11 protein-coding genes are annotated in these 11,855 nt (G+C 66.6%); 5 read left to right on the forward strand and 6 right to left on the reverse strand.

Features of this window, described 5'->3' with window-relative positions; all coding sequences use genetic code 11:
- Positions 1–9: 9 nt before the first annotated feature.
- The 4 genes from ACIA76_RS35765 to ACIA76_RS35780 all read right to left on the reverse strand — a co-directional run bounded on the left by ACIA76_RS35765 (position 10) and on the right by ACIA76_RS35780 (position 6,988).
- Positions 10–1,407, reverse strand: a complete 1,398-nt coding sequence (locus ACIA76_RS35765) for an acyltransferase domain-containing protein (protein ID WP_397158536.1) — start codon at positions 1,405–1,407, stop codon at positions 10–12.
- Positions 1,408–1,549: 142 nt separating this feature from the next.
- Positions 1,550–2,773: a lipase family protein gene (locus ACIA76_RS35770; RefSeq protein WP_397158538.1), complete on the reverse strand. Its 1,224-nt coding sequence runs from the start codon at positions 2,771–2,773 to the stop codon at positions 1,550–1,552.
- 77 nt (positions 2,774–2,850) lie between these two features.
- Positions 2,851–6,609 (reverse strand): hypothetical protein, encoded by a 3,759-nt coding sequence (locus tag ACIA76_RS35775; RefSeq protein WP_397158540.1) that lies wholly within the window; start codon positions 6,607–6,609, stop codon positions 2,851–2,853.
- A gap of 202 nt (positions 6,610–6,811) precedes the next feature.
- The gene (locus ACIA76_RS35780) at positions 6,812–6,988 is read right to left on the reverse strand and encodes a hypothetical protein (protein ID WP_397158541.1); all 177 of its coding nucleotides are present in this window, start codon (positions 6,986–6,988) and stop codon (positions 6,812–6,814) included.
- Between the two features lie 447 nt (positions 6,989–7,435).
- On the opposite strand from ACIA76_RS35780, the gene ACIA76_RS35785 reads away from it, so the two are divergent.
- From ACIA76_RS35785 to ACIA76_RS35805, 5 genes are all read left to right on the forward strand, one after another.
- Positions 7,436–7,753 (forward strand): LysR family transcriptional regulator, encoded by a 318-nt coding sequence (locus ACIA76_RS35785; protein ID WP_397158543.1) that lies wholly within the window; start codon positions 7,436–7,438, stop codon positions 7,751–7,753.
- 175 nt (positions 7,754–7,928) lie between these two features.
- Positions 7,929–9,011, forward strand: a complete 1,083-nt coding sequence (locus ACIA76_RS35790; protein ID WP_397158545.1) for an AraC family transcriptional regulator — start codon at positions 7,929–7,931, stop codon at positions 9,009–9,011.
- Positions 9,012–9,146: 135 nt separating this feature from the next.
- Entirely contained in the window at positions 9,147–9,281 is a 135-nt protein-coding gene (locus ACIA76_RS35795; RefSeq protein WP_397158547.1) for a hypothetical protein, read from the forward strand.
- 274 nt (positions 9,282–9,555) lie between these two features.
- Positions 9,556–9,633: a 50S ribosomal protein bL37 gene (locus tag ACIA76_RS35800; protein WP_397158571.1), complete on the forward strand. Its 78-nt coding sequence runs from the start codon at positions 9,556–9,558 to the stop codon at positions 9,631–9,633.
- Positions 9,634–9,756: 123 nt separating this feature from the next.
- Positions 9,757–10,227 (forward strand): hypothetical protein, encoded by a 471-nt coding sequence (locus tag ACIA76_RS35805; RefSeq protein ID WP_397158549.1) that lies wholly within the window; start codon positions 9,757–9,759, stop codon positions 10,225–10,227.
- Positions 10,228–10,315: 88 nt separating this feature from the next.
- On the opposite strand, the gene ACIA76_RS35810 is transcribed toward ACIA76_RS35805, so the two are convergent.
- Complete coding sequence (locus ACIA76_RS35810) at positions 10,316–11,224, reverse strand: potassium-transporting ATPase subunit C (RefSeq protein ID WP_397158551.1); 909 nt, start codon at positions 11,222–11,224, stop codon at positions 10,316–10,318.
- A 1-nt stretch (position 11,225) separates the two neighbouring features.
- On the reverse strand, positions 11,226–11,855 hold a 630-nt coding region (locus ACIA76_RS35815; RefSeq protein ID WP_397158552.1), incomplete at its 5' end, for an HAD-IC family P-type ATPase.

Genomic DNA, 11,855 nt, shown 5'->3' on the forward strand with positions numbered 1-11,855 from the left:
CTCCGCTGCCTACGTCGCGACGATGAGGTCGGCGATACGTCCGAGAGTGTTCAACTCTCCGATCTTGAAGTCCGCCGGCAGCGGGCCGAGCCGATAGGTGTCCCCGATCCGCATCAGCAGTTCGGTCTGCTTCACCGAGTCGACACCCAGCTCCGCTTCCAGATCGGTGTCCTCGTCGAAGACCTCCGGCGGGTATTCCAGAGCGTTGGCGTAGAGGACGACCAGTTGCTGGAAAAGTTCCTTCCGAGAAGGTGTTTCGTCCTCGGGCACGGATTCCCGGCGGGGCGTGAGGGCCGGCGCGGGCGGTTCGTCGGATACGGCGGCGGATACCGCGCGAGCCGGCGCGTCGTCGTGCATGGCGGCCACGAATTCACTGATCGTGAGCTGCGCGATGCGTTCGACACGGGTCTGCCACAGCCGATCGAATTCGTCCGCCTCACGCTGCGGTACCTGTCCCGCTACCTCCGCGAAGATCTCCGGCCGGACCGAATCTCGCAGCAGCGAAACGATTTCCGGGCCATCGCCAAGGGCACCTCGCGTGATCTTGGTCAGCGCGTCGAGCGCACCGCACTCGACGAAAGTACCGACACCACCGGCGCGCAGCGCGCGCACGGTATCGGCGAAACGCACCCGCCGGGTGAGATGTCCGGCCAGTGCCGCGGTCAGATCGTCGGTGTCCCGATAGGCGCGGCCCAGGATCGGCGAGCAGACCTCGGCCCGCGGCCGCTGCTGTGGAATGTGCCGGATCCGCAGGGCGAAGTCCAGGGCCGCGGCCGACAGCATCGGGCTGTGGAACGGATAGGCCGATTTCAGTGCCGCCGTGCCGATTCGGAGCGCGGTGGCGATCGCGTGCGCCTTCTCGACCGAGCCGCCCGGGCCCGCGATCACCGTCTGCGCGGCATGGTTCTCCGCGGCGACGACCGCCTGCGGATCACCGATCAGCAGCAGAATCTGTTCGACCGCACGGACATCGGTGCTCAACGCGAGTTGACATCCGTCGCGCTCCCCCGCCGCGTCCAACGCCGCGCCGCGGTGGCAGACGATCTCCGCACCCGCGGTGACGGAGAACGCATCGGCGCACACCAGTGCGGCGATCTCACCGAAACTGTGCCCCACCAAGACATCCGGGCGCGGTCCGCGCGAGAGCAGGACGCGATACGCGGCCACCGAGGTGCCGTAGATCGCCGCCTGCAGCAGATCCGGACTCGACCGCAGGAGCTCATCGATATCCGGGGCGTCGGTGTCGTACAGCAGATCCGAGACGGTTCCGCCCGCCAATCGGCCTGTCACCGCGTCGATCTCACATAGCGTCTCCCGGACCTCCGGCAGATCCCGCACAGCCGCCAGGGCGCCAGGGGCATATGCCCCCTGCCCGGGAAAGAGCGCAGCGCTCCGTTTCACCGTCATCGAAGACCCTTCCAGCGTCGAACGTGCCCGATTCAGTTCCAGCGATAGCGCCCGGCCAGCCTATGGCTAACTATTAGTTACCTTTCCGGTGGCGGACCGAGTTGTCCGCCCGGACCCCGGTCGCGCACCCGCACACCCCTCGTCAGGCCCGGTCGAGATGGTCGGACAGCCAGGCCAGCGCCATCGGCGCCGCCATCGCGGCCGACGACAGATGCTCGGCGAGGGGCAGTTTCACGTATGTCAGATCGACACCTCGGCTGCGGTAATCCGCCGCCAGGCGGTCGTTGGCCTCGGGCAGCGCGACACTGTCGTTCTCGCCCACGGCCAGATACAGCGGCACCCGCGGTGTTCCCAGCCGACCGGCTCGGACGGATTCGACGACGGCCGCGACCTGCGGCGGGTCCATGGGCCAGATCCGGTCGACCGTGGTGTCACGGCCGTCGGCGAAGGCATAGCGGGCCAGCACCTCGCCATTGCACATACTGCTCAGTTCGCGGCCCAGATCCGGATCGGTGAACAGGCCGGGCAGATTCAGTTCCGGATAGGCCCGGGCCAAGCCGAAAATCGAGGTCAAGTCGATTCCGGCGAAGGGGCTCTTGTTCATTCGCCGCCCCGAGGCGTTCAGGTCGGCGGGCAATCCCACGGCGACCGCACCGACCAGGTTCAGCTCCGGCGCGTATTCCGGTGCCAACTCGGCGGCGAATTCGGTGCCGCGCGCACCACCGGAGTAGCCCAGCATCCCGACCGGAGTTCCGGGCGACAGTCCCGCCGGTGCGAAGTTCAGCGCGGCGCGGATGCCGTCCAGGGTGTTGCGGCCCTCGACGTAGGCGGCCGTGAATTGGTTGTCGGGACCGAGGAAATCGGGGACGACGACCGTGTAGCCACGACCGAGCAGTGCGACCAGATTCGGCAGCTCCGTAACCATTCCCGTGGACGCCAGGTACGCGGTGCCCGCCCGCAGTTGATACGAGGGATTGCACCGATCGCTCAGCGCGTCGACCCACGGATCGAAGGCCACCAGCTTCGTCGACTGCGCGCCGCCGACCGGCTGGATGATCGTCGCGACCGTCGTCCAGGGTGTGCCCTTGGTGTCCTGGCTCACGTACTTCACCTGCCAGGAGGTCAGCGGTTCCCCCGCGGGGATATCCGGTATCTCGACCGGTCTGCTGTCCACGACCTCACCCATCCGGGCACCCTCGAACGATGCGGGCTGCGTGTAGAACGGGTCATCGGACGGGCTCGGAAGTCCCGGTACCGGCGGCAACGCAGTGGCCACGGGCGCAACGAGATCGACCGCGCACATCGCCGCTGCGACGACGACGAAGCTGAAAACCCTTGTCACGATGTGAGTCTGGATACGAGTCATCGTTCGCACCTCGGGAGTTGTCGGAGGGTGACCGGGGCCGGCCCGGATGGGCCGGCCCCGGTACCGCGGTCAACGGATCACAGCGTTACGGACACCAACCGGTTGGCCGATTCGCGCACCGGGCCGTCGGCCGCACCGGCTCCGACGGTCGGGATGCCCGGTTCGGGCGAAACGGTCTCGGTCGCAGCCGGTTTCGGAGCCAGCAGATTCTGTAGCCCGGCGACGACCTGTGCGGTGTCGACATCCGCGGCCACCTGTTTTCCGTTGCCACGCTTGCGCAGGCCCCGAGTGCCCGATCCGCCGGTCGATTTCGATACCACCACTATCGGCAGCGCGATGATCATCGACCCCAGGAGGATGATGCAGCCGAGCACGAACAGCCCGCCCAGCCCGACGACCACGGCCACCGGGCCCGCCACCACCGAGACGGCCCCCACCACCAGCGCCGCCAGGGCGGCGACCGCGAGCAGGGCGAGGAACACCGGCGAGGCCAGCACCACCAGACCGATCGCGAGGAGCGGGAACACGAAGATCGCGACCGGTAGGAACAGCACGAACGGAATCGTCAGCACCGCGGCGAACACGGTGGCCACCAGCACGATCGCCGCAACAGCCACGGCCGCCACAATCCCGACGGCAATGGCGACGATATTGCCGGCCAGCGCCACCACGCCCAGCGCGATCAGGACCGCGCCGATGCCCACGGCGGCGACCAGCCAGATCGCGGCGACGAGCACGATCGCGACCGGGATCGTGATCAACCACAGCGGCGGGAACAGCGCGCTCACGAGAAGCAGGCCCGCTGCGAACCCGAGAACGGTCAGGCCCCAGACGATTCCCATTCCGACGGCGCCGATCGCCAGCAGGACGGCCACCGCGTTGCCGACCAGCATCGCGGTTCCGACCATGGCGAGCACGTTGAACAGCATCGCGCCGAAGATCAGCGGCGAGGCCAGCACGGCGAGCGGCGGGCAGAAGATGGCCAGCAACACCGCCGCGATCAGGTTTGCGACGACAGTGACCACCGCCAGGGCGGAACCGGCGACGAACAACCCGCCGACGACGACAACCGCGGCGACGAGCGCCGCCAAGACGAAGGCGCCGCCCTCGACCAGCGTCGAAGCGGCCGCTCCGATGCAGAGCGCGGCCAGCGCGACCGCCACGACCGCGGCCAATACGACATCCGCGATCAGGATGAACGGAATGGCCCAGGGCATGATCACCATCAGGGGCAGCGAGAGCAGTAGTAGCAGGGCGGTCAGGCCTGCGATCACCACGAGCCCGATACCCACGGTCAGCACCGTGGCCACCATGCCCGCCGCGAGGCTGGCCAGCAGCCCGAACACCCCGAGGACGACCGGCAGCGCGACCAGCCCGAGGAAGAACAGCGGCGCAAGGAACGGTCCGATAATCGGCAGGCCGAGGATCAGCAGCGCCGAGGCGACCGTGCCGAATCCCAGTGCCACAACGATCGCCACCAGCGCGGCGATGGCGAGCAGCTTGCCCACGAAAGCCACGGTGTAGGCGATCAGGACACCGGCGACCATCAATATCGCCAACCCGACGATCATCAACGCCAGGTGCACGAATACGAAGATGATCGAACCGACGAACGCGATCGGCGCCAATACGATCGCGCCCAGCACGAGCACACCGATCACCACCGCGGCAGCGATACCAGCCAGGACAAGCGCGCCGAGCACCAGCGGACCCAGCACAAGCGCACCCAAACCCAGCACCGCGGCGACAATACCGGCCAGAATCAGCCCGCCGATCACCACCGCACCCAAGGCCAGTGCACCCAGACCCAGCACCAGGGGCACGGCCACAACCGCGGCGGCGATACCGGCGAGAACGAGCCCGCCCACCACCAGCGCACCGAGACCCAGCGCAACGAGAATCGGCCCACCGAACACAATCGCACCCAGAATCAGCGCACCCAGACCCAGCGCAACGAGAATCGGCCCACCAAACACGATCGCACCCAGAATCAGCGCACCCAGACCCAGCACCACGGGTGCGGCCACGATCGCGGCGGCGATACCGGCGAGAACGAGCCCGCCCACCACCAGCGCACCGAGACCCAGCGCTCCGAGACCCAGCGCACCCAAACCCAGCACCGCGGCGGCAATACCGGCCAGGATCGGCCCGCCGAACACCACCGCACCCAACGCCAGCGCACCCAGCCCCAGCACCGCAGCAGCAATACCGGCCAGGATCGGCCCACCGAACACCACCGCACCCAACGCCAGTGCACCCAGCCCCAGCACCACAGGCAGAGCCAACGCACCCAGACCCAGCACCACGGCGGCAATACCGGCCAGAATCGGCCCACCGAACACCACCGCACCCAACGCCAGCGCACCCAGCCCGAGCACCGCAGCAGCAATACCGGCGAGAATCGGCCCACCGAACACCACCGCGCCCAGGACCAATGCACCCAGCCCCAAGGCCAGTGCGCCCAGGCCCAGCACCACCGGCAGCGCGATGATCGCACCGATGATCAGCACCGGGGCGAGCACGATCGCGCCCACGACCACCAGACCGATCACGACGGCGGCCACGATCAGCAGCCCCGGCACGATGGCCACGCCGCCGAATAGGAACACCGCGGTGTTGTGCATCTGGCCCGGCAGCAGCCCCCGCACACCGCGCAGCACCATGTCGCGCAGCGGCGCGAAGATCGAGCCGGGGCTGGTGACGGCATTGAGCAGCGGACTCACGAATCCGGCGAGGGGGGCGAGCGAGGCCATCAGCGTTCCGGACCGGACCACCTGCTCGAACGCGCCGAGCAGCGCGCTCAGCGGCTGTGATCCCGCGGCGACGGCCGTCAGGGTCGGGGCCGCCTCTCGCAGGACCGGGGCGAAGTGCATGAGGATCGGTCGCACGACATCGGCCAGCGGCCCGGACTGCAGCAGCGGCGTCAGGCGATCGGCGACAACGGTTTTGATGTCGGCCCCGGATGCGATGTCCCGCAACGCCGGAGCGATCTGCGCGAGCACCGGTGACCAGTCGGCGCTGGTGGCGTGGGAGAGCACCGGCTCGACCAGTTCGCGCAGCGCCCTGGTCGGATCCTCCCCGCCCTCCTGCGGGGTGCCGAAGACCTCCCGCGCCTGAGCGATCAGGGTATCGATCACGGAATCGCCGGAATCCCTTCGGGCGCCGGCCATTTCGGTGGCATCGCGGACGAAGGCGAGCACATCTTCCGCCGGCTGCCGCAGCGGGCCGACCGGAATCTGTTCGGCCCATGCGCTGACCTGCGTCAGATTCAGGCCCGAGGTCGCGATCTGGCCGACCGCACCGGCGATGTTCTCGACGGCCAGCGGGGCACGACCGGTGTCACCGTTGCTGGCGACCCCCTCGTTCTCGGGCTCGGCCGCCGCCTGGACCGCCGGGCGGATCAGGGGTGCGGCCGTGGCCGGGGTGGACGTCGCCTCCGACACCGGCGGAGCGGGATCGACCGCGCGCTGCGGGGCCGGCTCGCTCACCCCGTCGGCGAATGTGCCGAGGGGTGCGGCCAGCGGGCTGCCCGTCGCCAGCCCCTGGGCACCGTTCAGAGCCGACTCGAGCTGAGCGCGTGCGCCCGGATCGAGATGGGTCCCGACCGCCGCACCGAGCCGGCCGAGCGGCCCGCCGCCGGTATCGGTGGCCGTGGCGGTGGCCGGTGTGGTCTCCGCCTGCGCGACGCTCTGGGCGCCGAACGACGCCGCCGCTATGGAGGCGAACGCGGCAGCCGTATACAGGCCGCGGCGATTTCTGTCGGTGTTTCTCCGGTGCTGGCCCGAGGCCTTGGTGGTTCGTGTTTTCCGGCCGGGTTCGTAATCGAGATAGCCCATCGGGGACTCCTGTCCATAGCGTGTGACGCCCAGAATTCCGATATTCGGTGGAGCTAATTTCCAGCTAAATAATAGTGGGGCATACGAAAAGGGCAACGAATATCCATGTGACGTACGTTTCCATACAAATAAAATTGATGAATGGGAGCCAGCTTCCACACTGGACGGCCGGCCTACGCAGATTCTTTGTGAATCGGGGCGTTCAGCGGCACACCAGGGCGACGATCACCACCACGCTCGAGATAAAAACGAGCAGGTAGGCGATGAAGATTCCGGCGAGCACGCGAATCAAACCGTTCCGATCACGCTTCGGCCGGTCGCGCCGCGACCGGATGACCGGTGGCGAATCCGATCGCCGCGGAGCCCGATAATCAAGCATGCGAATCCCCTCACCGTCGACGAGCCAGCGAATGCAAAAGATATTCCATAATCCACATACTCACGTCAATAGAAATCGGTCGGCCTGTCCGGTCGAATGCCCGGAAATCCCCTTGACTCTCGCAATTCTTTGTGATTCCCGACCGATTTTCCGGCTCCGACATCGCGGCCGTCGTGGCCGATCCGAACGCCCGCCGAGGGACGAACGGGAGGTCAGACAGTCCGGGTGATGCACCCTTTCGGCCTGAAATGCCCTCCCGTGTCGCAAACTTAGGGACGAACCGGAGGTCGGATCGTCCGGGCGGCACACCCTTTCGGCCTGCAATGCCCTCCCGTGTCGCAAACTTGGCAAAATAAGCTACGGCCCTGAAGGTTTCCCCGGTCGGCAGCGTCGCCGGCCCGTCCGTGCCGGACCGAGAAGGGCAGTGTTATGGAGCCGATTCCACTGTTGACACGTGCAGAACCGCTCAATCTGTATCGGATCACCCAGTTCCTCGAGGTGGCCGAGCAGTTGAGTTTCACCCGGGCCGCCCAGCGCTTGCACATGACACAGCAGGCCCTGAGCGTTTCCGTGCGGCGTCTCGAGCAAGAACTCGGCGTCATGCTGTTCGACCGGACGACGCGGCGGGTGACGCTCACCCATGCCGGACGGATCCTGCGCAACGGATCCCGGAGTCTGCTCATGGCGTCCCAGGAGGTGACCGAGCAGACCCGGCAGGCCGCGCAGCTCGCGCGAGTGGGCGACTGTCAAGGCCTGGACCGTTAGGAACTCGTCAATATTATCGCCAGGCGATCTTTTGCGCGCGCCGCTGACCTGCTCGGATCCAAATGTTGCCGATAGGTTGCTTGACGCTGGTGCAGTCGTCCGAGAACCATCGGTTCGGTCCCGCAAGGACTTCTGTTGCAAGCTCGCAAGCTCGACAAAAGGAGTTTCACCCGCGATGGACCTCTTCGATCCGCAGTTCAGCGCCGCCGTAATCCCGCCGACGATCCTGCTGCACCTGAGCAGGCTCGCCGCGGACCGTGGTTTCGACACCGAGCTGTGGTTCGACGGGATAGGCGTGGTACCCGACCAGCTCGACGCATCCGACGCCCGAGTCTCCTTCCGGCAGGCGGCGACGATTCTGCGCCGCGCGCTGCGCGCCCTGCCGGACGGCCCGTGGGGCGTCGAGATGGGGGTGAAGAACGCGACCGTGCGCTTCGGCCTGCTCGGGACCGCGATGCGTTCCTGCCGCATCGCTGGGGAGGCATTCGGCCTCGGCGTCGAATTGCATCGGTCGGTGGGCAGCATGCTCGACTTCGAGTTCGACTGCGGGCCGGAATCGAGCACCCTGCGGGTTCTCGAGCGGATTCCCGATCCCGAAACGGTGCGATTCCTGACCGAGGAGGCGATATTCACCACCTTGATGACCGCACGGTGGGTGCTGGAGGACGATATCTGCCCGCAACGCGTGCGCATCGCGTATCCGGAACCGCCGCACGCCGATTATTACCGCAGATACTTCCGATGCCCGATCGAATTCGGCCGTGGCGTCACCGAGCTGACCTTTCCCAGCCACCTGCTCGGCCGCCCCATCCGCACCTGTAACGAGGCCAACCTCCATGCCTCATTGGACGCCTTCAAGCGCATGGTCGACGCGGTCCCCGATCGCACCGACACGGTCGCCTCGGTCGAGGCCATCCTCGGCGAGAATCTGCGCCGGGTGATCACCATGGCCGAGGTAGCGGATCGGCTGTTCGTCACCGAGCGCACCCTGCGCCGACAGCTCACCGTCGCCGGCGAGCGCTTCAGCGATATCCGCGACAGGGTGCGACAGCGCCGGGCGCTGTTCCTGGTCCGGGAGACCGGCATGACGATCGCCCAGATCGCGACCCAGACCGGCTACAGCGATGCGCGCGAATTCCGCCGCGCCTACGTCCGGTGGAACGGCGAGCCGCCCAGCGAGACCCGCAAGGCGCGCGGTATGGCCGTCGACGACTTCGAGGTGGCCGCCGGCCCGATCGAAGAACGAGTCGCGTCCTGACTCGAAGCCACCCATACCCGGATCGAGATCGAGGACCCGCCCGCGGCCTCCCGACAACGCAAGCGGCTGTCAAGGATTCGTCAAAGCGGGTGCGGAAATCTTGCTCCGGGATTCGCGATGGGTTGATATCGCAGTATGACTGCAGCCGTCGGCCCCTACCGCGCCATGCGCGCGGTAGCCGACGCTGACGGGCACCGCATCGAGCGGATGCCGTCCGCCCTGGAGCTCTTCGGCTTCGGGAGCGAGGACGAGCCGCCCAGTCCGGCCTAGCCGGTCCGTCGAATCCTGTACCGCGCAGTCGATCTGCGCCGTGCACTGTCGCCGCTGAGCGCGCGGCGTTCCACACCACCCCCGCGACTTTCCTCGCGAGCCCTTCGCGCGGCTGCCCGCCTTCTGGTGTCGGCCGCGTGCACTACGAAGGCCGCGAACAGGCCAACACCGCTGCGCTCGTGCGCAATTCGTGCGCTCGCGCCCGCCTGGCGGCGTGGATCGATCAGCTCGCACAGACAGCCCGAATTTCCGACACCCCTGACAGGAGGAGAACATGTCCAAACGAGCGAGGAAGAAGCGCTCCCGCCGACTGAAGAAGGCCAACCACGGCCACCGGCCCAACCAGCGCTGATCGGCCTCCGACACATCCGGTGAGCAGCATCGCGATGTGCGCCGATGACAGGAGCCACCGCGGTACCCGTAAGGGACCGCGGTGGCTTCGTCATTCCGCACTGTCCGAATATCGCAAGGATCGGTGGGCGAGGCGTTGGTAGCGCGTCAACGGCGTCGCGAAACCTGGTGTATCGGCGTTCGATTCGGGTCCGACATCGAACAACGTCGAGAATCTGGTGACAACGCAGTGACAATCGAATACGCCGCCCGCCGCCGGGTCGCCGGCGGCATGCTCGAACCCCGGCAGCTGCTCACAGCCTTGCCCGAGGCATTTCGAAAGCTGGATCCCCGTACCCTGTACCGCAACCCGGTCATGTTCGTGACCGAGGTGGGCGCGGTCCTGACCACCGCCATGACGATCGCCGATCCGACGCTGTTCGGCTGGCTGATCACACTGTGGCTGTGGTTGACGCCATCGGCAGAACTCAATACCTACGCGAATACCTGGGTCGATTGCGCCACAAGCTCGAACCCGACCCCGCCCGGCCGCAATACCTACTCACCGAACCCGCGATGGGCTATCGCTATTGCCCGGACCGCTGACGCCGGATGACATGGACGGATCGACACACGCTCGGCCCGAGCGCGGCGAAGACCGCCTTCCCCGGTAAGCCGGGGAAGGCGGTCTCTACGACTGGGACTCACTGCCGGACCGGGTACCGCCTGTCCAGATCCAGATTCAGCTCCAGCACGTTCACCCGCGGCTCACCGAGGAACCCGAGATCGCGTTGGCTGGTGTGCGCGTCGACCAGAGTCTTCACCTGATCTCGAGACACACTGCGCGCCTTGGCGATTCGAGCTACCTGGATGGCCGCGTACTCCGGGGAGATGTTCGGGTCCAGGCCCGAGCCCGAGGCGGTGACGGCGTCGGCGGGCACCGGGGTGTCGGCTGAGGTGTCACCGGCGATCGGAACGATCTGGCCGGTCGCGTAGCTCTCGCCGGGGACGGCACAGTCGACCTTGACACCCTGGTAGGCATCCTGGAACGGCTTGGCCGGGCAGGCCTCGTTGACGCTGACCACCTTGGTCGGCTTGATCACGTTGCCGTGCGCATCACGCGGACCGATCACCGCCAGCACCGATCCCACGCCACCCGAGGTGCAGAACGGGCGGCTGCCGTCCACGCCCTCCCGCTCGCCGATCGCCTTGCTACGCGAGCACACCGTGGACAGCAGGGCGAGTTTCGTCTTCGACGGATCAGCATCGAGAGTGTCCACGATGCTCTCCGGGCCCATATTGCCGAACGAGGAGTTGGACGCGTCGTACCCGTCCGGGATGCTCCCGTCGGCCGGGACCGAGTTGGACGGGCGGCTCTGGAAGTACTGCACCAGCGCATTGCCCTTACCATCGGTGAACGCCTGCCCGATCAGACTCGAGCCCACGATCTTCCCGTCCTGAGTGATCAGCGACCCCTCCGCCTTGTCATGCAGCCCGGGCAACTGAGCGACCGCGAAAACCGCCACGGGATAAACGATTCCGGTGATCACCGTCAGCACCAACAGCGCACGTAACGCCGCGATATGTTGCCGGATCCAGGTTGACATACGCATATCAGGACATCCCAGGGAGGAATTGGACGACAAGGTCGATGATCTTGATACCGATGAACGGCGCGACAATGCCGCCGATACCGTAGATGTAGAGGTTGCGGCTCAACAGCTTCGAGGCGCTCGACGGCGTGTAGTTCACCCCACGCAGCGCCAGCGGAATCAGGGCCACGATGACGAGCGCGTTGAAGATCACCGCCGACAGGATCGCCGACTGCGGACTGTGCAGCCGCATGATGTTGACGACATCCAAGCCGGGGAACAGCACCACGAACATCGCGGGAATGATCGCGAAGTACTTGGCGATGTCGTTGGCAATGGAGAACGTGGTCAACGCACCACGAGTGATCAGCAACTGCTTACCGATCTCGACGATCTCGATCAACTTGGTCGGATCCGAATCCAGATCCACCATATTCCCGGCCTCTTTGGCCGCCGAGGTGCCGGTATTCATGGCGACACCCACATCGGCCTGCGCCAAAGCGGGAGCATCGTTGGTGCCATCACCGGTCATCGCGACCAGCCGGCCACCGTCCTGCTCCTTCTTGATCAGCGCGAGTTTGTCTTCCGGGGTGGCCTCGGCGAGGAAGTCGTCGACACCGGCCTCGTCGGCGATCGCCTTGGCCGTCAACGG

Origin of the sequence: Nocardia sp. NPDC051570, assembly GCF_044454005.1 — a bacterium.
In the GTDB taxonomy this organism is placed as follows: Bacteria; Actinomycetota; Actinomycetes; order Mycobacteriales; family Mycobacteriaceae; genus Nocardia.

Excerpts from the sequence above, each read along its gene's own strand:
- ACIA76_RS35810 (WP_397158551.1), bottom strand. The coding sequence starts at position 11,224 with ATGCGTATGTCAACCTGGATCCGGCAACATATCGCGGCGTTACGTGCG.
- ACIA76_RS35795 (WP_397158547.1), top strand. The coding sequence starts at position 9,147 with ATGACTGCAGCCGTCGGCCCCTACCGCGCCATGCGCGCGGTAGCCGAC.
- ACIA76_RS35790 (WP_397158545.1), top strand. The coding sequence starts at position 7,929 with ATGGACCTCTTCGATCCGCAGTTCAGCGCCGCCGTAATCCCGCCGACG.
- ACIA76_RS35780 (WP_397158541.1), bottom strand. The coding sequence starts at position 6,988 with ATGCTTGATTATCGGGCTCCGCGGCGATCGGATTCGCCACCGGTCATC.
- ACIA76_RS35800 (WP_397158571.1), top strand. The coding sequence starts at position 9,556 with ATGTCCAAACGAGCGAGGAAGAAGCGCTCCCGCCGACTGAAGAAGGCC.
- ACIA76_RS35775 (WP_397158540.1), bottom strand. The coding sequence starts at position 6,609 with ATGGGCTATCTCGATTACGAACCCGGCCGGAAAACACGAACCACCAAG.
- ACIA76_RS35765 (WP_397158536.1), bottom strand. The coding sequence starts at position 1,407 with ATGACGGTGAAACGGAGCGCTGCGCTCTTTCCCGGGCAGGGGGCATAT.
- ACIA76_RS35770 (WP_397158538.1), bottom strand. The coding sequence starts at position 2,773 with ATGACTCGTATCCAGACTCACATCGTGACAAGGGTTTTCAGCTTCGTC.